19 protein-coding genes are annotated in these 23,119 nt (G+C 60.4%); 5 read left to right on the top strand and 14 right to left on the bottom strand.

The features are described from left to right. Window positions 1-55: 55 nt before the first annotated feature. From ACZCWR_RS11015 to ACZCWR_RS11005, 3 genes are all read right to left on the bottom strand, one after another. A complete protein-coding gene (locus ACZCWR_RS11015; RefSeq protein WP_487300793.1) occupies window positions 56-1,354 on the bottom strand; it encodes an RNA polymerase sigma factor in 1,299 nt (432 codons plus the stop codon). Beyond that, on the bottom strand, window positions 1,351-1,749 hold the full coding sequence (locus ACZCWR_RS11010; protein WP_487300792.1) for a VOC family protein: 399 nt from the start codon (window positions 1,747-1,749) through the stop codon (window positions 1,351-1,353). The genes ACZCWR_RS11015 and ACZCWR_RS11010 overlap by 4 nt, the downstream gene beginning before the upstream one ends. A gap of 106 nt (window positions 1,750-1,855) precedes the next feature. Then, window positions 1,856-2,209, bottom strand: a complete 354-nt coding sequence (locus tag ACZCWR_RS11005) for a YciI family protein (protein WP_487300791.1) — start codon at window positions 2,207-2,209, stop codon at window positions 1,856-1,858. 469 nt (window positions 2,210-2,678) lie between these two features. Between ACZCWR_RS11005 and ACZCWR_RS11000 the strand changes: the two genes are divergently transcribed. Continuing rightward, complete coding sequence (locus ACZCWR_RS11000; protein ID WP_487300790.1) at window positions 2,679-4,598, top strand: hypothetical protein; 1,920 nt, start codon at window positions 2,679-2,681, stop codon at window positions 4,596-4,598. Between the two features lie 321 nt (window positions 4,599-4,919). After that, window positions 4,920-5,255, top strand: coding sequence for a DUF2917 domain-containing protein (locus ACZCWR_RS10995; protein WP_487300789.1), 336 nt, complete (start codon window positions 4,920-4,922; stop codon window positions 5,253-5,255). 21 nt (window positions 5,256-5,276) lie between these two features. On the opposite strand, the gene ACZCWR_RS10990 is transcribed toward ACZCWR_RS10995, so the two are convergent. Further along, window positions 5,277-6,869 (bottom strand): tannase/feruloyl esterase family alpha/beta hydrolase, encoded by a 1,593-nt coding sequence (locus ACZCWR_RS10990; protein ID WP_487303308.1) that lies wholly within the window; start codon window positions 6,867-6,869, stop codon window positions 5,277-5,279. Between the two features lie 241 nt (window positions 6,870-7,110). Further along, window positions 7,111-7,971: a LysR family transcriptional regulator gene (locus ACZCWR_RS10985; RefSeq protein WP_487300788.1), complete on the bottom strand. Its 861-nt coding sequence runs from the start codon at window positions 7,969-7,971 to the stop codon at window positions 7,111-7,113. Between ACZCWR_RS10985 and ACZCWR_RS10980 the strand changes: the two genes are divergently transcribed. After that, entirely contained in the window at window positions 7,864-9,480 is a 1,617-nt protein-coding gene (locus ACZCWR_RS10980) for a DHA2 family efflux MFS transporter permease subunit (RefSeq protein WP_487300787.1), read from the top strand. The genes ACZCWR_RS10985 and ACZCWR_RS10980 overlap by 108 nt on opposite strands. A gap of 129 nt (window positions 9,481-9,609) precedes the next feature. Further along, on the top strand, window positions 9,610-10,605 hold the full coding sequence (locus tag ACZCWR_RS10975) for an aldo/keto reductase (protein WP_487300786.1): 996 nt from the start codon (window positions 9,610-9,612) through the stop codon (window positions 10,603-10,605). Between the two features lie 33 nt (window positions 10,606-10,638). Here ACZCWR_RS10975 and rarD read toward each other — a convergent pair whose 3' ends face one another. After that, complete coding sequence (gene rarD / locus ACZCWR_RS10970; RefSeq protein WP_487300785.1) at window positions 10,639-11,514, bottom strand: EamA family transporter RarD; 876 nt, start codon at window positions 11,512-11,514, stop codon at window positions 10,639-10,641. A 212-nt stretch (window positions 11,515-11,726) separates the two neighbouring features. Between rarD and ACZCWR_RS10965 the strand changes: the two genes are divergently transcribed. Continuing rightward, the gene (locus tag ACZCWR_RS10965; protein WP_487300784.1) at window positions 11,727-12,791 is read left to right on the top strand and encodes an AI-2E family transporter; all 1,065 of its coding nucleotides are present in this window, start codon (window positions 11,727-11,729) and stop codon (window positions 12,789-12,791) included. 38 nt (window positions 12,792-12,829) lie between these two features. On the opposite strand, the gene ACZCWR_RS10960 is transcribed toward ACZCWR_RS10965, so the two are convergent. From ACZCWR_RS10960 to rbsK, 8 genes are all read right to left on the bottom strand, one after another. After that, the gene (locus ACZCWR_RS10960; RefSeq protein WP_487300783.1) at window positions 12,830-13,276 is read right to left on the bottom strand and encodes a lysozyme inhibitor LprI family protein; all 447 of its coding nucleotides are present in this window, start codon (window positions 13,274-13,276) and stop codon (window positions 12,830-12,832) included. A gap of 6 nt (window positions 13,277-13,282) precedes the next feature. Continuing rightward, on the bottom strand, window positions 13,283-13,927 hold the full coding sequence (locus tag ACZCWR_RS10955) for a LysM peptidoglycan-binding domain-containing protein (RefSeq protein ID WP_487300782.1): 645 nt from the start codon (window positions 13,925-13,927) through the stop codon (window positions 13,283-13,285). Window positions 13,928-14,155: 228 nt separating this feature from the next. Beyond that, entirely contained in the window at window positions 14,156-15,841 is a 1,686-nt protein-coding gene (locus tag ACZCWR_RS10950; RefSeq protein WP_487300781.1) for a SpoVR family protein, read from the bottom strand. Then, a complete protein-coding gene (locus ACZCWR_RS10945; protein WP_487300780.1) occupies window positions 15,838-17,103 on the bottom strand; it encodes a YeaH/YhbH family protein in 1,266 nt (421 codons plus the stop codon). Before ACZCWR_RS10945 ends, ACZCWR_RS10950 begins: the two co-directional genes overlap by 4 nt. A gap of 172 nt (window positions 17,104-17,275) precedes the next feature. Then, entirely contained in the window at window positions 17,276-19,198 is a 1,923-nt protein-coding gene (locus ACZCWR_RS10940) for a PrkA family serine protein kinase (protein WP_487300779.1), read from the bottom strand. A gap of 340 nt (window positions 19,199-19,538) precedes the next feature. Then, complete coding sequence (locus ACZCWR_RS10935) at window positions 19,539-20,300, bottom strand: 2-keto-4-pentenoate hydratase (protein WP_487300778.1); 762 nt, start codon at window positions 20,298-20,300, stop codon at window positions 19,539-19,541. A gap of 55 nt (window positions 20,301-20,355) precedes the next feature. Further along, window positions 20,356-22,029, bottom strand: coding sequence for a methyl-accepting chemotaxis protein (locus ACZCWR_RS10930; protein WP_487300777.1), 1,674 nt, complete (start codon window positions 22,027-22,029; stop codon window positions 20,356-20,358). Between the two features lie 157 nt (window positions 22,030-22,186). After that, the gene (gene rbsK, locus ACZCWR_RS10925) at window positions 22,187-23,113 is read right to left on the bottom strand and encodes a ribokinase (protein ID WP_487300776.1); all 927 of its coding nucleotides are present in this window, start codon (window positions 23,111-23,113) and stop codon (window positions 22,187-22,189) included. Window positions 23,114-23,119 lie beyond the last annotated feature (6 nt).

Below are 23,119 nucleotides of genomic sequence, written 5' to 3'. Positions count from 1 at the left end.
CAGTTCTCCTTAACATTATGTCAATTTATGAATGCAACGGCCGACTAGAAGTGCATCAACCCATCTCCCGAGCCCGCCCCAACAGAAACTCCTGCTCCCGTACATTCTTCGTCAATGCAGCCGCCCGTTCGAACTCGACACGCGCTTCCTTAGTCCGTCCGAGCTTCGCCAGCAAATCCGCGCGCACGCTCGGCAACCAGTGATACGCACGCAGCGCTGGCGCATCGCGCAGGGCATCGACGATATCGAGCGCTGCCTGCGGACCCGACGCCATGCTCACCGCGACCGCGCGATTCAGTTCGACCACGGGCGTTGGTGCCACTTGCATCAAGGCGTCGTAGAGCGTGACGATCATCGGCCAGTCGGTTCGATCGGCGCTCGGCGCGCGCGCATGGCACGCAGCGAGCGCGGCCTGCAATGCGTAGACGCCGAGCGCACCGCCCAACGCTTCAGCTCGTGCAAGCGCCGTCAGCCCGCGCCGAATCAGCAAAGGGTCCCAGCGGCTGCGATCCTGATCCGGCAGCAGCACCGGCCGGCCCTGGCGATCCACCCGCGCCTTCGTCCGCGATGCCTGTATCTCCATCAACGCGACGAGCCCGTGCACCTCGCTCTCGGCAGGCATCAGTTCGGCCAGAATGCGCCCGACCCGCAACGCGTCTTCGCAAAGCGCCGGACGCATCCAGTCGTCACCGGCCGTCGCCGAATAACCCTCGTTGAATATCAGATAGATGACCTCCAGCACCGATGCCAGCCGCGTCGCGCGGGCCTGTGCATCGGGTACTTCGAACGGCACGTGCGCCGCCGACAGCGTGCGCTTCGCCCGCACGATGCGCTGCGCGATGGTCGGCTCCGGCACGAGAAACGCCCGCGCGATTTCGTCCGTCGTCAAACCGCCGATGAGGCGCAAAGTGAGCGCGGCGCGGGCATCGACGGACAGCACGGGATGGCACGCGGTGAACACGAGCCGAAGCAGGTCATCGCCGATATCGTCTTCGCTCGCGGCGGCGAGTGCATCGACGAAATCGGGGGTGATGTTCGTCTCCTGCGCGTCCATGTCGCGGCCGAGTTCTTCCTGCTTGCGCGCGTGCAACGCGTGTTGCCGCAGCCGGTCGAGCGCCTTGTTTTTCGCAGTCGTCATGAGCCACGCTCCCGGCTTTTCCGGCACGCCCGCCGTGCCCCAATGCTCGAGCGCCGCGACGAAAGCGTCCTGCGCCAGTTCTTCGGCGAGCGCAACGTCTCGGACCACGCGCGCCACGCTCGCAATCACCTTCGCCGATTCGATGCGCCACACGGCATCGACCGCGCGGCGCGCAGCGGCTTCGGCCGAAGCGGCGGGTTCAGCGCGCCCGGTCACGCCGCTTCCGCGTTCATGTGCACGAGTTCCCAGATATGACCGTCGAGATCCTCGAAACCGTGTGCGTACATGAATCCGTGATCCTGCGGCGAGCGTGGCGCGCGGCCGCCCGCCGCCACCGCACGCGCGACGAGATCGTCCACTTCCGCCCTGCTCTCGCACGACAGACACACGAGCGCTTCCGTGTTGGTGTGCGCATCGACGATCGGCTTTTCGGTGAAGGTCCGAAAGAACGTCTCGACCAGCAGCATCGCGAAGATGTTCTCGCCGATGACGAGGCACGCCGCGTCATCGTTGGTATAGGCCGGATCGAAACTCAAGCCGAGCGCTTTGAAAAACGTCATCGAGCGCTTGAGATCGCGGACCGGCAGGTTCACGTAGATCTGCTTGTGCATCGCGTGGGTCTCCTTGTTATGGGTGAGCAAAATCGTCGCTCAATTCAACGACGAACGGGCATCGCCGAAACAGACACGGATTTACCGACTTCGGGAAAATACCCGGTCAAAGATAACAAGGGCCGATTTTACGGACCTCGACCGTGCACCACTCGGAAGCCGGACATTGAGCGGCAATTTCGACTGCCTGAGCATGTGTTTCGACGTCAAGCAGGAAGAAGCCGCCGATCATTTCCTTTGATTCAGTAAACGGTCCATCCACCACTCGTGTATCGCCTGTGACGCGAGAAACGCGACTGCCTTCCGACTGCGATGTCAGCGACTCGACCGCCTGCAAAAGCCCGCGGGCCTTGAGTCCTTCCGCAAATTCACCCATTTTTCGATACGCCTCCTGACCTTCTTCGAGTGTCCGGGAAGCGCGTTGTTCGACAGGTTCCACGACTAATAAGAGGTATGACACGGAGTCCTCCATAGAAAATTTTTTGAAACAATCCAAAACAATCGGTAATTCCCGCAACGGCAATACTGACGCGGTTCTGAGATTTCATAAGACAAATGCAAATCGTCTAACGTTACAGATTGTTGCGTCTCTTTACATACAGTTACTACTGAATGCTTGTAGGATTCGTCCGAAGCCCGAGGAAATAAATACTCGGACTTGTGAAAAGTCGCTGTAATTGTTACTGGTTCTAGTATCTATCCGCCAGTTTCGAGTTCCCAAGTGGTCTCATGTTGCAGCGGGCTTCGTCGTGTTTGTGACGAAGCAAACGTTTGCGCCCACGTTTTCGGTTGATTTTGGCCGAACATCGCGGGCTTCGCCCCGATGCTCGGATGGCTTGCCGCCGCCCCAGCCGCCGTTAAACCCAAGATGCCCGAACCGGCGTCACTGAGCGTCCAGAGCGACGCCCAGCCATTGCGCGTAAGAACCGATGAAAAAATCGCCCTTTCTCCTTTCGACGCTCGTTCTCGCTATCGCCGGCTGCGGCGGAGGCAACGACAGCAGTTCGCCCGCATCCGTGGCCAATTCCGCGACGCCGGCTTCCTCCGATGCCACGCAGCAAGCCGTCGCCAAGGCCGCCGCATCCCTGAAGCTCTCGTGCTCGGGACCGGCGGCATCGTCCGCATCGGGCGGCGGCGGGCTCATCACCGCCGATACCCCGAATTCGGACGGCTCGCGCATGTTCGCGACATCGAGCAAATTCCAGGTGGCGATCACCACGCGTCCCGGCAGCGCCGACACGCTCAAGTGGACTATTTCCGATGCAGTCGGCAACACGGCTGCAAGCGGCAGCTTTGCCGTGCCTGCCGCCGCGACCACCAGCACCCTCACCTGCTCGTCCACGCTGGCGGGCTACTTTCAGGTTTCCGCGACGCTCGCCAACGCGGGCGGTCAGGTTCAGACTTCCGGCACGCGCCCGAACGGCTTCGCGAGCTTCGGCGTGATCCCGAATCTGGCCAGCACGATCCCCGCCGTGACCTACGCGAAGCAGGAACAGCACCGCTTCGGCATGCAAGGTTTCAACGATAACGGCCCGCTGCTCAGTGCGCTGAACATCACGTCGACCATCGACGATCGCAACGAAGCCGTGATGGAACCGAACGGCCGTTATACCTTCAACCCGAACGCCAACAATCTCGACCCGTTCTACACCTCCGGCAAGGTGATGCGTCTGGTCCGCCTCGACGGCCTGCCCGGCTGGTCCAGCATGCACGGTCTGAGCCCTGATTACGGCTACATTCCGAACGATCTGACCTACTACGCCAATTACGCGGCGCGCGTCGGTCAGGAAACGGAATCGATTCGCCAGAAGTATTTCCCGACGATGTCCGCAAACTATTATCAGGTCACGTGGGAACCGATCTCCCTGTGGAAGGACAGCGACAAGAATCTGGTGGCGCTGTATCAAAAGACGTACAACGGTCTGCATTCCACCGATCCGCACGCAGTCGTGATGGGCCCGACCGAGCCGTTCCCGTCGCTCACCACGAGCCGCCTGCAAGCGCTCGCGCCGCTCGGCTTCAAGAATTACATCGATGCCGTCGCCACGCACGGTTATTACGATGCAGGCACCTCGCCCTCGCATCCGCCGGAGCGCCTTGCCACGGCTTCCGATCCCGCCGATGCCGCCAACGCGCTGAACAACGAAATGCGCCTGCTGCGCGCGGAAATGCAGAAAGAATACAAGCCGAACATGAAGTTGTTCGTGACGGAAACGGGCATCAGCTACGACCTCGGTTCGAGCTACGGTCCGAACTATCCTTCGACGAACATTCTGTACGCACAGGGCGCGGTCGTGGCGCGTGCGCACATCATCTTGCTGGGTGAAGGCGCGGATCAGACCTACGTGTTCTTCGGTCCCGACTTCCCCGGCGAAGTGGGCTACGGCACGTTCTTCGATCTGGACAATCCGCAGGCTGCGTTCGGCACGACCAACATCGCACCGAAACCGGCTGCCATGCAAGTCGCCACGATGACCCGCGTGCTCGACGGCACCACGACGCTCGGTCCGGTCAACAATCTGCCGTCCGGTGTCTACGCTTACGGTTTCCAGCAACTCGGCAACGGCAAGGTCATCACCGCTTTGTGGACGCACAACAATTCGGTGTGGCCGGCGTCGAACGGCAACTTTAGCTCCACGTACAGCGTGAACTACACCCTGAGCGTGGATTCGCCGGGAACCAGCGGCACCGTGCAACTGATCGATTCGATGGGCAATGTCTCCAGCGTCTCGTACTCGAACGGCGCGGTGACGCTCAAGCTCACGGAATCGCCGCAGTATGTCGTGTCCACCAACGCGACGGTCGCCAAGAGCAACACGACGGTGCCGGTGGGTTACACGGGCATGTAACGCGAAAGAAGTAATAGGCAGGCCGAAACAAGCCCGGACGCCCGAACAAGGCATCCGGGCTTTTTCTTTGTTTCGATGCTATCTCGATATTGACAGCCGCCCCGCGCGCCCGCGATACTTCATTCATGCACGCCGCCCTTCTCTTCGTCATCGCCGCGATTAAAAACCGAGTGAACGCCATCTCTGGCGGGTCATCGGAACTGCGCGCGCGTTAGCAAGACAAGCAAGCAAATCGATTCCGAAGGCCCCGCCGCAAGACGGGGCCTTTTGTTTTGATGCGTGCCCGGCCCTCCGTCTTCGGCTCACACACTGGAGAACGAGATGGATGAGGTTCGGCTGGCCGAGAAAGACACGCCCGGTTCGCGCGTGGTGGTTTATGTCGAAGTTCAGGCGCGTCAGACCGTGAGCTGGCGTTTGCCGCATGACGTGGAATTGCGCGTGGAAGATGCATCCGTGTGGCTCACGCGGCATCTCGATCCGTACGACTACTGGCTGAAGCCCGGCGATGTCGTGCGCTTGTCGCGCGGCGAGCGCGTGTGGTTATCGTCGGAGAGCGAACGGGCCGTCGAGGTATCGCTGACGTCGTATCGTGCGGGCGCGCGCGGATGGCTTTCGCGCTGGTTCATGCTGAGGCCGCGCATCGCGAATCTCGTCTAGCACTTAAAGCGCGGAGCACGCTCAAGGCGCGACGCAGTGAAAACTCGCCGCGACATTCAGACTGCCCTTGCCCATGTATCGCGGATAGTTCGGATAACGACACATCGGCCGGGTGCGTCCGTTGGTGGCGGGCGCGATATCGCTGCCGATGAGCGTTTCCGGCGCGACATCGTTGGTCACCCAGTCGTCGAGCGCGCCGAGTTCGTCCCAGGCGGGCTGGAACACGCCGTTGCCATGCTGAAAGCCCGGCACCATGTACAGGCGCATGAAGGAATCGACCTTCTCCTGTCCATAGCGTTCGATGAGATCGTTATAGAACGCGATGGTCTGATTCGGGCTGATGACTTCATCGGCCAGACCATGCATGGCGATCAGCTTGCCGCCGTGCGCGATGAACGCGGAGAAATCCGGGTTCATCGCGCCGACCGTGTAGGCGAGCGTGATGAGCCGTTGCTTGAAGTTGCCCGGATCGTCCAGATTGAATTGCAGCGCGTTGTAGCTCAGGTCGCGCGTGACGAAGTGGCGGATATAGGCATCGCCTTGGGCGAAGAGATAGCCGTTGGCGGCGAAGCTCGGGGGATCGACGAGCGTGGGGGAATCGCCCAGACCGAGCGTGCTCGTGAAGTCCACGCCCTGAAACACGTTGTAGCCGGGGTAATTGTCGAAGTCGTAGGCGAGCGGATATTTGAGCTTCAGACCGTCGCGCAGGATTTCGAGCGTGTCGATCTGCGCATCCGACAGACAACTGTCGCGCAGCGATGGCCGCTGTCCGTTGGAGCAACGCAGCGACGCGATGATCTGCGGCTCCAGCTTCCTGCACGCCTCCACATTGCTCACGATGCCGTCCGCCGCGCCGTCGAGCTTGTCGCATTCGTGCATGACCGTTTCGAACACGCGCCGCTGCTGCGCCAGTCCGACGAAGCCGCCCGGCTTCGTGTACGACGCCTGTCCGACCAGCACGCCGACCAGACGCACGCCGGAGAAGTTGATCGCGGGTGCGTTGGCGATCACGCCGTCGTAATCGTTCGGAAAGCGCTCGATGACGGTAAAGCCCTCGCGTCCGCCTGTCGATCCGCCCGCGAAGTAGGTTTTTTCCGGCGTGCGGCCGTAACCCATTTGTATGAGCGCGAGCGCCACGTCCCGTGTTTTCTTGAGATGCGCGAAGCCGAAGTTGACGATGGCTTCATCGTTGATGGCGAAGTCCGCGCGGCCTGCGTTGCCGACGTGGCCCGAATCCGAGCCGAAGGTCGCGTAGCCGCGCGCGAGCGGCGTGGAATCGGGCGCGAAGGACATCGGCTCGGTGCCGCTGACGATGGTGCCGTTGTACCCACCGCCGCCCATCTGCAAGGCGCGGCCGTTCCATCGGCTCGGCAGATTCACTTCGAAGCGAATATCCGGCGTGGTGTCCTGCAAAGCCTTGATGAAGCCCGTGATGCGGCAATACTCGCCGTTGCGGTTCGCCGCCGCAGCCGCCTTCACCACCGCCGCGCTGACGATGGTCGCTCCGCGCGTCGGCAAGCCGATCACCGATGACGGCACGGTCTTGCCCGCGAGATCCTCGCAATGCTTCGTGACGTAGGACGCGGCGTGCGCGCTTGAAAACGGCATCGTCATGGTCAGCAGCATGGCGCCGAACCCGACGAGGCCGAGCCGAATGAACGCGATGAAAGAAAACCGGCGAATGCAGGACACGACTGAGCCGTAAGACGTATTGTGGAGTGGATGCTTCAAACGCCGCCCAATATATAAGAAGCGATCACTGATAGCCATTCGGAGTGTCCGGACGTTGCAGCGACACAACCGGCCCTCCGGCAAGTTGCATTGACGTTGCACGTCGCGCGCCAGCCCCCGAGATTTATTCGCCGTCCCATGTGCCGCGCAGGTCGCTGTTCTGCAAAAGCTGAAGCAGCGTTTCCGCCGGACGGCTCAGATGCTTCGCGCCGAACGCGATGAACTCCACCTCGGGCAACTGCGGCAACTCCGCGCGATTGATCGGCGGCGCCAGCCCGCGCCCCGCCAGAAAATCCGAACGAACGGTCAGTCCCAGCCCGCCGCGCGCCGCTGCGATGCATCCCGCATGGCTGCTGCTGGTGCAAACCATCTGCCAACTGGCACCCGCCATCACAAGCGCATCGAGCACGACGGCGCGCGTGACGCTCGGCTCCGCGACGAGAATCAGCGGCAGCGGCGCGCTCATGTCGACCACGGTGCCCTCCTTCGCCAGCCATTCCAGCCGGCCGCTGAACAGGCGCGTGCCGCGCGCATCGCCGAGACGCCGTTTGCCGACGGCGAGATCGAGTTCGCCCGCATCGACAAGTTGATACAGCGTGCCCGTCATGCCGATGGTGATTTCCAGTTCCACATCGGGATGCGTGTCCCGGAACGCCGCGAGCACGCTCGGCAGTGGCCCGAGCGCGAGATCGTCGGACGAACCGAGCTTCACGCGCCCGCGCAGACGCGGCGAACTGAAATGCGATTGCGCGTGCGTCATGGCATCCAGAATGACGCGGGCGTGCATCAGCATGGCTTCGCCGTCGGCGGTGAGGGCGAGCGAATGGGTATCGCGCACGAAAAGCCGCCGCCCGACGCTCTCCTCCAGACGCCGGATATGCTCGGAAACGCTCGACTGACGCAGGCCGAGTTGCCGACCGGCATCCGTGAAACTGTGCGACGTGGCCACCGTCACGAACGTTTTCAGCCAGACTGGATTGAGCATGTCGCCATTGTGATCGGCAATGGCGATGACAGTCAATGTGGTGAGCGGTCTTCCCGATTACCCCGAAATTCAATAAACTTTCATGAATCCGCGATAAAGCGGTTTTTGGCTTCACCTCTGCTCACCATGAACCGACAGTCCCCGCACACGGCGCTTCTCTGGATCGTCGCCGTGGGCTTTTTCATGCAGGCGCTCGACACGACCATCGTGAACACGGCGCTGCCTTCCATCGCGCGCGATCTGCACGCCGCGCCGCTCGCGATGCAATCCATCGTTGTCGCCTACACGCTCACGATGGCGTTACTCACGCCCGCCTCGGGCTGGCTCGCGGACCGCTTCGGCACGCGACGCGTGTATTTCGTGTCCATCGCGTTGTTCGTGGTCGGGTCGCTGGCCTGCGCGAGCGCGCACACGCTCAATCAACTGGTCTTCGCGCGCGTGCTGCAAGGCATCGGCGGATCGATGCTGCTGCCCATCGGACGGCTCGCGGTGCTGCGTTCGATTACCGGCGAAGCCTACGTTTCCGCACTCGCGATGATCTCCGTCGCCGGACAAGTCGGCCCCATTCTCGGACCGACGCTCGGCGGCTGGTTCGTCGAATCGTTCTCGTGGCACTGGATCTTTCTGATCAATGTGCCCATCGGCGCAATCGGCATGTACGCGGCGCGGCGCTTCCTTCCCAACGACGCCAGCCACGATGCCCCGCCGTTCGACTTCATCGGCTGCGGTTTGCTGTCGCTGTGCATGGTGTCGTTTTCGCTGGCGCTGGATTCGCCGGTGCAGACGCATCGCGGCGCGGTGTCGGCGGTGTTGTTCGTGATCGCGGCGCTCGCGGCTTTCGCGTATATCCCGTATGCGCGGCGCAAGCGCGATCCGCTGTTCGAACTCACGCTCTTTCGTGAGCGCAACTTCAGCGTCGGGCTGATCGGCAATCTCGTGTGCCGCATCGGTTCCAGTTCGGTGCCGTTCCTGCTGCCGCTTTTGATGCAACTCGAACTCGGCTACACACCATTGCATTCCGGCCTGATGATGCTGCCCATCGCGCTCGCGGGCACGCTCTCCAAGCGCTGGATCGCGGGCCTCGTCAAACGCCACGGTTACGACAACTTCCTGCTTGTCAATACGATGCTCGTGGGCGCGTCGATCGTCGGCTTCGCGTTGTTTTCGTCATCGTTTCCGCTCGTGCTTGAAATCGCGATTCTCGCGCTATTCGGCGCGTGCAATTCCATGCAGTTCGCGGCGATGAACAGCGTCACGCTCAAAGGACTTTCCATCAAGGACGCAGGCAGCGGCAACAGCCTCTTTTCCATGGTGCAGATGCTGGCCATTGGTTTGGGCGTGTCGATCGGTGGATCGCTCGTGCAGGTGTTTCAGGGCGAGTTCGGTTCGGCTTCGATTGGCTTCCGGCTCAGCTTCATCTGCATGGGGGTGGTCACACTGCTTTCGGGCACCGTGTTCCGCCGTCTCGATCGCGCGCCGCGCAATGCGACGCCTGCCGCCGCACGCTAAAGACTTCAGGCACGTCGAGTTTTTGCTCACACGTCTGGCGCACAGGATTGTGAAACGCGTCACAGCATGCCGAATTCATTCGGTCTATGCTGTCCGACTTTGGCCTTCCCTCACACTGGAGCGCATACCGTGCAATACCGTCAATTCGGCCGCACCGGCCTCACCGTTTCACGCCTCACGCTCGGCACGATGACCTTCGGTTTGCAGACCGAAGAAGATGTGTCGCGCAGCATCATGGACAAGGCCGCCGATGCGGGCGTCAATTTCTTCGATACGGCGAATGTCTATCCGCTCGGAAGCGGCCATGAACAAGTGGGCCGCACCGAGGAAATTGTCGGACGATGGCTCAAGGGCAAACGCGATCGTTATATTCTCGCGACGAAAGCGTCGCATGAGATGGGACCGCTTGCCTGGAACAAGGGCAATTCGAGAAAGCATCTGCTCGATGCCATCGATGCCTCGCTCAAGCGCCTCAATACCGATTACGTCGATCTCTATCAGCTACATAACGACGACCCGACCACGCCCATCGACGAGACGCTCGAAGCGCTCGATATCATCGTGCGCAGCGGGCGGGCGCGGTATATCGGTGTGTCGAATTTTTTGTCGTATCGGCTGGCGCGTGCGCTAGGCCGCGCGGATGTGCTGCATACGGCCCGCTTCGTGTCCTTGCAGCCGCGCTATAACCTGCTGTTTCGTCAGATCGAACGCGAGTTGTTGCCGCTTGCCGAGGAAGAAGGTCTCGCGGTGATTCCGTACAACCCGCTCGCGGGCGGCTTGCTGACCGGCAAGCACAGTTACGGCGCGACGCCCACCGAAGGCCGCTTCACGGGCGCAGTCGGCAAAGCTGGCGAGATGTACACGAAGCGCTATTGGCACGAGCGCGAGTTTCATACCATCGAAGAGATCAATCGGATCGTCAAGCCGACCGGGCGGTCGCTCGCGAGCACGGCGTTGGCGTGGGTGTTGTCGCATCCGGCGGTGACATCGGCGATCATCGGCGCGAGCCGGCCGAATCAACTCGATGAAACGCTCGCCGCCGTGGACTTGCCGATCGACCCGGCGACGAAAGCGAAGCTCGACGACGCCACGCATGAATATCGCTGGGGCGACGCGCCGCGCTGATCTACGTCACGCAAGGGCGTGCGCGAACGGATGTCAGACGCGCATCGCCCGCGCCCGAAAAATCCCTTCGAGCGAATACAGCGCGAGCGCAGCCCAGATCGCGCCGTAGCCGATCAGTTGATCGTGGCCGAAGAACTCGTGATAGATCGCGACGCCGATCAGCAATTGCAGCGACGGCGTGATGTACTGGATCAGCCCGAGCATCGACAGTGGGATGCGCCGCGCGCCCGCCGCGAACAGCAGCAAGGGAACGGCGGTCACGGGCCCGGCCGCGGCCAGCAGCAGCTTCAGCCCGACCGATGCATGCGCAAAACCGCTGCCGCCGTGCAAATGCAGGAAGTACAAGTAGAGCAGCGCGACCGGACACAGAAGGATGGTTTCGAGCGTCAGCCCTTCGAGCGCGCCGAGCGTCGCCGTCTTGCGCAGCAGGCCATAGCCGCCGAACGTGAGCGCAAGCGCGAAGCTGATCCACGGCGGCGCGCCATTCACCCACGTCAGCCAGACCACGCCCGATGCGGCGACCGTCACCGCGATCCACTGCACGGGCCTTAACCGCTCATGCAGAAACGCCATGCCGAACAGCACATTGACGAGCGGATTGATGAAGTACCCCAAACTCGCCTCGACGATATGCCCCGCGTTCACCGCCCAGATATAAAGCCCCCAGTTCGTCGATAACAACACCGCGCTGGCCGCGAAGCGCGCGAGCAGTCGACGATCGCGCAGCACTGGCCCGAGCCATTGCCAGCGGCGCAGCACCGTCAGCACGATCAGCAGAAACGCCATCGACCACGCCATGCGATGCGCGAGCATCTCGACCGCGCCGATCGAATGCAGCGCCTTGAAGTAAATCGGAAACAGGCCCCAGAGTGCAAAGGCCGCGAATGCGTAGACGACGCCTGGATTCATTGTGTGCCAAGGTGCGCGCATGCCGGTGGCCGCAGACAACAAGCCGGAAGGCAATCGCAAGGAATGGAAGCCGGATTTTAGCGACCTCATGCCTATTCCTCCAGCGCGAATCGAACGCTTCTCGTATTCGACGCTCGAAAGGACTGCGGAATGGCGCGTGCTAGGATGGCCCGCCGGGTTTCATGGCGCCTTTTCCTTCACTTCGGTTTTCTATGAAAGATCAGTCCACGGTTCACCAGAGCTTCTTCCATCTCCTGCTGTTCGTCGTGACGATTTCGCTGGGGTGGGTGCTGCTGCCCTTCTTCGGCGCGATCTTCTGGGGCGCCATTCTCGCCATCCTGTTTCAGCCGATGCAGCGTTATCTCGCCGCGCGTTTCGGCAAGCGCCGCAATCTCGCCGCGTTGACGACGCTGGCGGCGGCCATCCTCATCGTGATTATTCCGCTGGCGATCGTCGCGGTCACGCTGGTGCAGGAAATCGCCTTCGCGTATGCGCAGATCAAGAGCGGTCAATGGAATTTCGGGCTGTATTTCCAGCACATTTTGCAGGCCTTGCCGACATCCGTGCAGCAACTGCTCGGGCGTTTCGGGCTGGATGACATCGCAGGCATTCAGCACAAACTCATGGATGGCGCGGCGCAGATCAGCCAGTTTGCCGCGGCGCAGGCGCTTTCCATCGGTCAGAACACGTTCCAGTTCGTGATTAGCTTCGGCATCATGCTGTACCTCGTGTTCTTTCTTTTGCGCGATGGTGGCGAAATTGGTCGGCGCATCCGCCGCGCGGTGCCTTTGGACCCGGAGCCGAAGCAGCATTTGATCGCCAAGTTCACGACGGTGGTGCGGGCGACTGTGAAAGGGAATATCGCCGTGGCGGCGGTTCAGGGCTTTCTCGGCGGGCTGATTTTCTGGATTCTCGGCATCAACGGGTCGCTGTTGTGGGGCGTGTTGATGGCGTTTCTTTCGCTCTTGCCAGCGGTTGGCGCGGCGATTATCTGGGCGCCTGCCGCGCTTTACTTTTTCATGACCGGCGCGATCTGGAAAGGCTTGATTCTGGTCGGGTTTTGCGTGGTAGTGATCGGGCTGGTGGATAACGTGCTGCGCCCGATTCTGGTCGGCAAGGATACGAAGATGCCGGACTGGGTCGTGCTGATTTCCACGCTCGGCGGAATGGGGTTGTTCGGGATTAACGGCTTTGTGATTGGGCCGTTGGTGGCGGCGCTGTTCATGGCGTGTTGGGATATTTTCACGCAGGATGAGGAAGGCGGACGGCCGACGTGATGTAAAAAAACCGGCTCGCGAGAGCCGGTTTTTTTGATTCATTTGAGAGGCATATCCGAAATAAAGTCGGTCAACTGCGCTGCGCGTATATTGTTCAGTTCGGCTTGGCACGCAAGATCGCGCGGATCAGGCGCTAACGGAATTGCGCCACCACTCAACGACGCCGCAAACGCGCATTCCGTGCCTCGATAACGCGCGAAGGTCTCGTTCGATTTGATGAGGGCGTTGCGCGCTCGCTCGATATACTCGTTCTCTTCGTCCCACTTCGTAATGGAAGCGAGTGCTCTGGCTTCAGCGCGTGTCAGGTTTCTTTGACTTGTCGAGGCAACTTTCTTCAAGCATTCATTCATGCCTGCTTCCGAATAGGCACTGCATTCTGCACGCAATATGCGTTCGCCCTGAACGGGGCCAGCGGGTGCTGCCAGCGTTCCCGACGACGCAGTGAATGCGGTCAACGTGATCGTCACATGGATAAGCTTGCGCATTGGTGTTTATCGGGAGTCTCTAATGATTTTCAAAGCGTAATCAAGCTTGGCTGCATAGTTGGCATCACGATTACCGTTATACAAACGAGCGGCTGCGCTCGTCGAAATAGTCCGCCACCCGACGATGATTTTTTGAAGAGATGCTTTCTTGTATCTCACTATCTCCCCCGGGCGAAGTGCGGAGCTTCCCGGATTCATGATCTTCAAAAGCTCGAGTGTGGTTCCCTGATTTTTCGCAATCTTATCGAGACTGTCGCCCGGTTTGACTGTGACGGTGTATTCCTTCTTATCAGTATCCAGCACGGTCTGAACGTCAAATCTCGCCATGCGCATCAGCAAATATCCGATTCCTGCTCGGATGTTGTGCGCCGGAATGTTCTTGCACGAAGACAAAGACAGGTGGTTTCGTAAATTTATAGGCGTGATTAAGTTGCCTCCTTCCTGTCCATTAAGAAAAGAGGACAAGCCTGGATCACCCGGTACACCGATTTGAAGAGGACGGGTATGCCATTGAGGGTTGGCCGCACCTGTTTCTACCCATGCCATTGCTTTGACAAAACGCCAGTCCAGACGCACGTACTCTGGCGTATCTGAGAGATGGTAATTGTATTCGTTGACTGCGCTATGATTTCCCGATCCCATCTGTCCCATTCGGGGTTTCCTTTGGCTCCCTTTAAACCGTCTAGCCATTTTTTGAAGCCAATTTCTATTTCTGCTACAACCGACATTCAGATCTCTCCTCAAAGCATACTTGTCTGCAATTGTGGAGAACTGTCTAGCGCTACGATACACGAGTTTTCTTATTAATCATGCCGAGACTGTAGAACGAAAAAAGCGCAGCTTGCGCTGCGCTTTTTAAACGACTCGCTATGCCGAGCCTTACCGCGGCGTCGGCGCCGTATACTTACACTCGAACCTCTTCCTAACCGTCCCATTCTCATCCACGCTTTCCAGATAAACGTCAAACTGCCACAAGCGCGCCATGTGCTTGAGCACTTCATCGCTATCGTTGGAAAGATGCCGGTTATCCGTCATGAAATGCCGCAGCGTGAGACTCCGGTCACCGCGCGTATTTACCGAATAAACCTGAATATTCGGCTCACGGTGATGAATATCATACTGCCGCGACAACGCCTGCCGCACATAACGATACCCACTGCCATCATGAATGGCGGACACTTCAAGCGCATCGCGCATGTCGTCATCGAGAATCGAGAACAAACGCATTTCGCGGATCAGATGCGGCGACAAATACTGCGCGATAAAACTCTCGTCCTTGAAATTACGCATGGCGTAATGCAACGACTCCAGCCAATCGCTGCCCGCGAGTTCCGGGAACCATTCGCGGTCCTCGTCCGTCGGGTTTTCGCAGATGCGGCGAATATCGCTCATCATCGAAAAACCCAGTGCATACGGGTTGATGCCGCTGTAATACGGCTTCGTCACCGGCGGCTGATACACCACGTTCGAATGCGAATGCAGAAACTCCATCATGAAGCCGTCTTCGAGCCGGCCTTCGTTATAGAGCGTGTTCAGCAGCGTGTAATGCCAGAACGTGGCCCAGCCTTCGTTCATGACCTGCGTCTGCCGCTGCGGATAAAAATACTGCCCGACCTTGCGCACGATGCGGATTACCTCCCGCTCCCAAGGCTCCAGCAACGGCGCGTTCTTCTCCGCGAAGTACAGCAGGTTTTCCTGCGGCTCCGGCGGATAACGGCTCTCGATTTCCTCGGAAGCCGACTGCTTGCCCTTCGGCAACGTGCGCCACAGTTCATTCACCTGCGATTGCAGATACGCCTCGCGCTCACGCCGCATGGCCGCCTCTTTCGCCAGCGACAGCTTCTGCGGACGCTTATAACGATCCACGCCGTAATTCATCAGCGCATGGCAGGAATCGAGCAACTCCTCGACGTGATCCAGCCCGTAACGCTCCTCGCACTCCGCGATGTAATTCTTCGCATACACGAGGTAATCGATGATGGCATGCGCATCCGTCCACAGCTTGAACAGATAGTTGCCCTTGAAGAACGAGTTGTGCCCATAGGCCGCGTGCGCGATCACGAGCGCTTGCATCGTCATGGTGTTTTCTTCCATGAGATACGCGATGCAAGGATTCGAATTGATGACGATCTCGTACGCCAGCCCCATCTGCCCGCGCCGGTAGCCTTTCTCGGTGGAGAGAAAGTGCTTGCCGAACGACCAGTGGCGATAGTTCACCGGCATGCCGACCGACGCATACGCGTCCATCATCTGCTCGGAGCTGATGATTTCGAGCTGAATGGGATAGACATCGAGCCCATAGCGGTTCGCCACGCGGGAGATTTCGGCGTCGTACTCCTCGATCAGCTCGACGCTCCAGTCCGACGGACACGGCAGCGGCCGTTTTTCTGCAACATTCATTCTGCCTTCCTTGTGCGCCTCGACATGCTCGGCGGACGCATTGGGTTGCCCCGCTTCGGGTCCGAGCCTGGATGCAAGATCATGCTCGGTCGTAGCTTTTGCACGATCGTCCGTGCCATCCAGGTGATAACCGCGTGCTTCGTTATGCAAATGCCGGTCCGTCATGCAGCCGCCTGTTGCTTTTCGAAGAGTTCGCGGAAGACCGGATAGATGTCCGCCGCCGAATCCACCTTCTTCATGGCAAGTTCAGGCGCGCCCAAGGCCAGTTGCGCGTACTCCAGCCAAAGATTCTGCTCTTCCGGCGCCACTTGTATATAAGCAAAATACCGCACCTTCGGCAAAATATCATCGGCGAGGAGCTTGCGGCATTTCGGGGAATCGTCGGTCCAGTTATCTCCGTCCGATGCCTGCGCGCCGTAAATGTTCCATTCGGTCGGCGAATAGCGCTCGTCCATGATCTTTTTCATGAGTTCGAGCGCGCTCGACACCACCGTGCCACCGCTTTCGGTCGAATGAAAGAACGTGTCCTCGTCCACTTCCTCGGCACGCGTATGGTGCCGGATAAAGACGACCTCGATCTTCTCGTAGTTCCGCTGAAGGAAGAGATAGAGCAGGATGAAGAAGCGCTTCGACAAGTCCTTGCGCTGCTCGTCCATGGAACCGGAGACGTCCATCAGGCAGAACATCACGGCCTTGCTGGACGGCGTGGGCTGCTTCACGCGGTTGACATAGCGCAGATCGAACGGATCGATGAACGGAATACGCGTGATGCGCCCCTGCATGATGACGATATCCGCTTCCAGCCGCGCGATATCGTCAGGGTCGCCCTTTTCTTCCTTGAGTTGTTCGAGCTGGCGCTCCATCTCGCGCAATTGCGCGCTGAGCGGAAACCCGAGCGCTATACGCCGCCCGAGCGCCGAGCGCAGCGAACGCACCACATCGATATTGTTCGGCGTGCCTTCCGCCGCCCAGCCAGCACGCACGTTCTTCCAGGTGGGCACGGCGAGCAGTTGCGTCTTGACCAGACGCGGCAGTTCGAGATCGTCGAAGAAGTACTGCATGAATTCTTCGCGGGACAGTTCGAAGACGAAATCGTCCTGCCCTTCGCCTTCGTTGCTGGCGGTCTTGCCGCCACCGCCCCCGCCGCCCGGTGGACGCGGAATCTTGTCGCCGCGAATGTAGTCGGCATTCCCCGGATGCACGAACTCGCGCTTGCCGCCCGGTCCATGACGGAACGAGGGTTCGGAGATGTCCTTCTTGGGGATGGTGATGCTCTGCGTGCTTTGAATGTCCTTGATGCTACGGTCGCGCACCGCGTCGGACACGGCACGGCGAATGTAGCTCTTGACGCGGCGCAGAAAGCGCTCGCGATTGGCGATGCTCTTGTTCTTGCCCGCTAACCGGCGGTCGATGATTTGATGCAGCACATCCAGTCTCCCGCGTTGATTGCAGGGGCGCGAGGCGCTGCGCGAGCCTTCGGCGCCCATGCAGCGTGACGGCGCCTCGCAAGGTGTCCACCGTGCCGCTCAAACGCAACTGCCGCGCCTGAGCGATGGGAACAGTTTATATCGGCTTCCACTTCCACTACTGAAACACGATTTACGACGACTTGCGCACACGCAGATACCAGTCGCACAGGAGACGCACCTGCTTCGGCGTGTATCCCTTCGCAACCATGCGATTCACGAAGTCTTCATGCTTGCGCTGTTCTTCCGCCGAACCCTTGGCGTTGAACGAGATCACCGGCAAAAGCTCTTCCGTGTTCGAGAACATCTTCTTCTCGATCACCACGCGCAGCTTCTCATAGCTGATCCACGCCGGATTCTTCCCGCCGTTGGCCGCGCGCGCACGCAGCACGAAGTTCACGATCTCGTTGCGGAAATCCTTCGGATTGCTGATGCCCGCCGGCTTCTCGATCTTTTCCAACTCCGCATTCAGCGATGCCCGGTCGAAGCTCTCGCCGGTGTCGTGATCGCGGAATTCCTGGTCCTGAATCCAGAAGTCGGCGTACGTCACATAGCGATCGAAGATGTTCTGTCCGTACTCCGAATACGACTCCAGATACGCGGTCTGAATCTCCTTCCCGATGAATTCGGCGTAACGCGAAGCCAGCACGTCCTTGATGAACGAGAGGTACTTCTGCTCCGTTTCCGGCGGGAACTGCTCGCGCTCGATCTGCTGTTCGAGCACGTACATGAGATGCACGGGATTGGCCGCGACCTCCGACGAATCGAAGTTGAACACGCGCGAGAGAATCTTGAACGCGAAGCGCGTGGACACGCCGTTCATGCCTTCGTCCACGCCCGCGAAATCGCGATACTCCTGATACGACTTCGCCTTCGGGTCCGTGTCCTTGAGGTTCTCGCCGTCGTACACCTGCATCTTCGAAAAGAGGCTGGAGTTTTCAGGTTCGGCCAGGCGCGTGAGCACGGCCATTTGCGCCATCATCTTGAGTGTGCCGGGTGCGCAGACCGCATCCGCCAGCGACGAATTGCGCAGCAGCTTCTCGTAGATCTTCACTTCTTCGCCGTAGCGCAGGCAATACGGCACCTTCACCACGAAGATACGATCGAGCAATGCTTCGTTGTTCTTGTTGTTGCGGAACGCCTTCCACTCCGACTCGTTCGAGTGCGCGAGGATCACGCCATCGAACGGGATGGCGCCGAAGCCTTCCGTGCCCTTGAAGTTGCCTTCCTGAGTGGCCGTCAACAACGGATGCAGCACCTTGATCGGCGCCTTGAACATTTCGACGAATTCGAGCATGCCCTGATTGGCCAGGCACAAACCGCCGGAATAGCTGTACGCGTCCGCGTCGTCCTGCGAATAGGTTTCGAGCTTGCGGATATCCACCTTGCCGACAAGCGACGAGATGTCCTGATTGTTTTCGTCGCCCGGCTCCGTCTTGGCAATACCGATCTGACGAAGGATGGACGGATAGCGGCGCACCACGCGGAACTTGCGGATATCGCCGTTGTACTCGTGCAGGCGCTTCACGGCCCACGGCGAGAGGATGCTCTTGAGATAGCGGCGCGGAATGCCGTACTGTTCTTCGAGCACGGGACCGTCTTCGTCGTAATCGAAAAGACCCAATGGCGATTCGTTGACGGGCGAGCCCTTCAAAGAATAGAACGGCACACGCTCGGCAAGTTGCTTCAACCGTTCCGCGATGGACGACTTGCCGCCACCCACGGGACCGAGCAAATAAAGAATCTGCTTCTTCTCTTCCAGGCCCTGCGCGGCGTGCCGGAAATACGACACGACGTTCTCGATCACTTCCTCCATTCCGTAGAACTCACGGAAAGCGGGATACACCTTGATGACCTTGTTTGCAAACGTGCGCGACAGCCGTGGATCGAGACGCGTATCGACCATCTCGGGTTCGCCGATGGCCTTCAACATGCGTTCGCCCGCTGTTGCATACGTGGCAGGATCTTCCTTGCAGAGCGCGAGATACTCTTCGAGCGAGAATTCCTCCTCGCGTGTTTTTTCGAAGCGGGTCGCGAAACTGCTATAGATATCCATGCTTCCTCCTCGCCGAAGTCAGAAAGCCTCGTCGTGCGCAATACGCGTAATCGAAACGAGATCGCTTGAATTCATCCTAAACCCTTTCGAATTTTTTTTCACGCAGAACCTTTGTGAGCAGAAGTTCTAGCTACACGAAATATTTTCGGTGACCTACAATCCTCATCCCAATGTTCATATCGTGATGCCGGGCACTGACATTGCATGTGCGCGGCGGCGCGTTTTTTCGCTACATGCGGGGGTACGTGCGGGCTTGCGCAGCAGATGCAAACAGCGCGAATAACCTCGCACCATGTATGGTGTTCGCGCCATGCGTATATGACCATGGCGCACATCCATATCATGTCAGCACGAGTTCCAGTTCCCCGATCCGATCGATCGCGCCATGCAACATGGCCGGTCCCTCGACATTCACCGCGCCCGTATAAGAGCCCGTGGTGATGGTCCAGAACGGCTCGACAGTCAGCCCCATGCGTGAACAATGATTGACGAGCCACGGCAACAATTCGCGCGGATCGCCCGCCGGATTGCCGAACGCGGCCGGTGCGATGGGAACGCCATCGAGCGTGAATTCGAGTCGTGGCGCGAGAAAGTCGAAGCCGGGCGCGACCAGGTCGTACGGCTCCATGCCGCTCACGATAAGCGCACCGTTGTTCTGCGAGTCCGCGAGTTGCGCGAGCGGATCGAGATTGGGCCATTGCGCGAAGCGGCTATCGACCACTTCCAGCGCCACCGCGATACCGCCGATGGCATCGAACACTTCCTCGCGCGTGTAGGGCTCGCTCTTGGGCGTCAATGCATAAGCGAAGCGGAACGCGATCTCCAGTTCCACCAGCACGCGAAAGAACGAATCGAACATCAACCGCGCAGGCGATGCATGCACGTTCTGCGCATCGATGGGCGCACCGGCGGCGAGCGCATCCGGTGCGCGTGCGCCGATCTTCCATGCGCCGATGCGTGCGTCGGCATGACGCAGCGCTTCGTGCTGAATGGCGTAGGCCGTGGGCGCGTCGGCGGGAATGTCGCACGGCGCGAGCGTGTCGATCAGTCGATGCTGGCGCCGCGCCTCCACGAGTTGCGCGGCGAGTGTCGATCCGGTCATGTCGGTATCCTCGTTGGGACGTGATGCAATAAAGCACCAGTGTACGAGTTACCGGTCAGAAGGTCTCCCAGTCGCCGCCCGCGGGTACGGGCTTGGGCTTGGGTGCCGGTGTTGGTGCTGGCCGCACGCTCGGCTTGGCCACAGGACGTTTCGCCACGACAACCGGTTTAACCGGCGCTATCGCGACTGCTTCCGTCACGCGAAACACGGCCACCGCCTCACGCATGCGCGCCGCCTGATCTTCGAGCGATTGCGCCGCGGCCGCCGCTTCCTCGACGAGCGCGGCGTTCTGCTGCGTGACTTCATCCATCTGCGACACCGCGCGTGATACCTGATCGATGCCGCTCGACTGTTCCTCGGATGCCGCCGCGATCTCGCCCATGATGTCGGTCACGCGTTGCACCGCATCGATCACCTGATTCATGGTGCGGCCCGCTTCATCGACCAACGTGGTGCCCGTGCGCACGCGCGCCACCGACGAATCGATCAGTTCCTTGATTTCCTTCGCCGCCGCCGACGAACGTTGCGCGAGGCTGCGCACTTCGCCCGCGACCACCGCGAAGCCGCGCCCTTCCTCGCCCGCGCGCGCCGCTTCGACCGCCGCGTTGAGCGCCAGGATATTGGTCTGGAACGCGATCCCCTCGATGATCGTGATGATGTCCGCGATCTTCGACGAACTGCGGTTGATCTCGCCCATCGTATCGACGACCTGCGTCACGACATGACTGCCCTTGCCCGCGATTTCGGATGCATTCGCCGCCAGCGTGCTCGCCTGCCGCGCGTTGTCGGCGTTCTGTCGTACCGTGCCCGTCAACTGCTCCATGCTCGATGCCGTCTCCTGCAACGCCGCCGCCTGTTCTTCGGTGCGCGATGACAGGTCCGTGTTGCCCGCTGCGATCTGACGCGTGGCCGAAGCAATGGATTCGCTGCCCGAGCGCATGGTGCCGACCGTCGAGGCGAGGCTCGTGCGCATCTTCGAAAGACCCTGAAGCAACTGGCCCATTTCGTCGCGCGAGGTGACGACGACTTCATGGCGCAGATCACCCGCCGCGATGGCGTCGAAATGGCCAAGCGCGGCTTCCAACGGGCGCGCAATCGCGCGACGCAGCGCGCCCCACGCGAACAGCGCCGCCGCCATGCCCAGCGCGATGGCGGACAGGCTCAGCGCACGGAACCACACGAAGCGCGCTTGCGCTTCCTCATAACGCTTGCGGGATGTCTCGGTAAGCGACGCCCGCAGCGCCTCGTTGGCGAGCGCGAGTTCGTTGTAGGTGGCTTGCATGGCCTTCGCCGTATCGATGATCGCGGTGCGATCGTTCGCCTGAATCGCTGCGATGCCTTTATCGACGATGCCCTGCAACGCGAGCCGCTTGGCCTGCGCGGCATCGGCGAGCGGCTGTTCTTCGGCGGGATGAGGCAGCGTGCTGTACTGCTTCCAGTAGTTATCCGCACGTTCGCGCATGAGCCGCGAGCGTTCGATGGTCGAGGACACTTCCGCCGATCCGGCCAGGAGCGCCGCGCGATCGAACACGAGCCGTTCGCGCGCCGCGTACATCTCAGCATTGCCAACCGCGATGGCCGCAGGCATCTGCACGGAGTAAGAATCGAGCAATGCGTCGTTGGAACGGCTCATGCCGGTCAGCCCGAGCACGCCCGTCACGATGAGCAACGCGCCCAGAAACGCCATGGTGATGCCCAGCCGCGCCTTGATCGTCAAAGCCTTGTTCATTGATGGTCTCTTTTGCCGCTTGATTGAACGGAGCGGACGACGTGAAACGCCCGCTTACGTGGTAAACGGCAGCGCGAACAAGCACTTGAGAAGAATATTTCGTATGACGAATCACGGGCGCGGAGATATGCGCCCGTTTCGGGAGATAAGCGAACGTTTATGCGGAAATTTCGCTGCGGCGCGGAATGGACGGCTGCGCGCCCTCGCGCGTGACGGCGATGGCCGCTGCCTTTTGCCCGAACGTAATGGCATCCACCACGGCCGTGCCGCGCGCCAGTTCCGCCGCGAAACCGCCGATGAACGTATCGCCCGCAGCGGTCGTATCGATGGCATCAACCTTTGGCGACGGCAAATGCTGCCCGTTCTCGCCATCGAGCAACGCGAACACGCCTTGCGAGCCGAGCGTCACGATGACATTGCGCGCGCCCTTCGCTTTCAACATTTCAGCAGCGCGCCGCGCGTCGTCCGTCGAATGAATGGCGACGCCCGAGAGCGTGGCCGCTTCGAGTTCGTTCGGAATCAGATAATCGATGAGCGGAAACCAGTCCACCGGCAGCTTGCTTGCCGCAGGCGCGGGATTGAGGATTGTCGTGCGGTTCAGTCGGCGTCCGGCGGCAAGCGCCGCGCGAATGGTTTCGGGCGGCGTTTCCAGTTGGCAGACGATCACATCTGCGCGCGCGATCAGCGCTTCCTGCGCCTCGATGCTCGCCGGTGACACCTGCGCATTGCTGCCCGCGACGATCACGATGGCGTTCTGGCTGGCGTCATCGACGACGATCAGCGCCACGCCGGTCGATGCGTCCGCGCTCGTCTTAAGCGCCGTGCAGTCGATGCCTTCGGCTTCCAGCGCCGCCTTGAGCACCGCACCGTTCGAATCGTCGCCGATGCAGCCGATCATCGCCACTTGCGCGCCCAGACGCGCAGCCGCGACGGCCTGATTGCCGCCCTTGCCGCCCGCCACCTGCGCGAACGCGTGTCCCGCCAGCGTTTCGCCGGGGCGCGGCAGACGCGGCGCGCGCGCGACCAGATCCATGTTCAGACTGCCTACGACTGTCACGCGGCCCTGCGCTTGTGCATCCGTCATCGTGCT

The organism is Caballeronia sp. A2-2 (genome assembly GCF_057612605.2).
The sequence above is the reverse complement of the archived record's forward strand: the minus strand, read 5'-3'. Positions and strand labels throughout refer to the sequence as shown.

Excerpts from the sequence above, each read along its gene's own strand:
- ACZCWR_RS11010 (WP_487300792.1), bottom strand. The coding sequence starts at position 1,749 with ATGCACAAGCAGATCTACGTGAACCTGCCGGTCCGCGATCTCAAGCGC.
- ACZCWR_RS11000 (WP_487300790.1), top strand. The coding sequence starts at position 2,679 with ATGAAAAAATCGCCCTTTCTCCTTTCGACGCTCGTTCTCGCTATCGCC.
- ACZCWR_RS10995 (WP_487300789.1), top strand. The coding sequence starts at position 4,920 with ATGGATGAGGTTCGGCTGGCCGAGAAAGACACGCCCGGTTCGCGCGTG.
- ACZCWR_RS10990 (WP_487303308.1), bottom strand. The coding sequence starts at position 6,869 with ATGACGATGCCGTTTTCAAGCGCGCACGCCGCGTCCTACGTCACGAAG.
- ACZCWR_RS10980 (WP_487300787.1), top strand. The coding sequence starts at position 7,864 with ATGCTCGGAAACGCTCGACTGACGCAGGCCGAGTTGCCGACCGGCATC.
- ACZCWR_RS10985 (WP_487300788.1), bottom strand. The coding sequence starts at position 7,971 with ATGCTCAATCCAGTCTGGCTGAAAACGTTCGTGACGGTGGCCACGTCG.
- rarD (WP_487300785.1), bottom strand. The coding sequence starts at position 11,514 with ATGAATCCAGGCGTCGTCTACGCATTCGCGGCCTTTGCACTCTGGGGC.
- ACZCWR_RS10965 (WP_487300784.1), top strand. The coding sequence starts at position 11,727 with ATGAAAGATCAGTCCACGGTTCACCAGAGCTTCTTCCATCTCCTGCTG.
- ACZCWR_RS10960 (WP_487300783.1), bottom strand. The coding sequence starts at position 13,276 with ATGCGCAAGCTTATCCATGTGACGATCACGTTGACCGCATTCACTGCG.
- ACZCWR_RS10955 (WP_487300782.1), bottom strand. The coding sequence starts at position 13,927 with ATGGGACAGATGGGATCGGGAAATCATAGCGCAGTCAACGAATACAAT.
- ACZCWR_RS10950 (WP_487300781.1), bottom strand. The coding sequence starts at position 15,841 with ATGACGGACCGGCATTTGCATAACGAAGCACGCGGTTATCACCTGGAT.
- ACZCWR_RS10940 (WP_487300779.1), bottom strand. The coding sequence starts at position 19,198 with ATGGATATCTATAGCAGTTTCGCGACCCGCTTCGAAAAAACACGCGAG.
- ACZCWR_RS10935 (WP_487300778.1), bottom strand. The coding sequence starts at position 20,300 with ATGACCGGATCGACACTCGCCGCGCAACTCGTGGAGGCGCGGCGCCAG.
- ACZCWR_RS10930 (WP_487300777.1), bottom strand. The coding sequence starts at position 22,029 with ATGAACAAGGCTTTGACGATCAAGGCGCGGCTGGGCATCACCATGGCG.
- rbsK (WP_487300776.1), bottom strand. The coding sequence starts at position 23,113 with ATGACGGATGCACAAGCGCAGGGCCGCGTGACAGTCGTAGGCAGTCTG.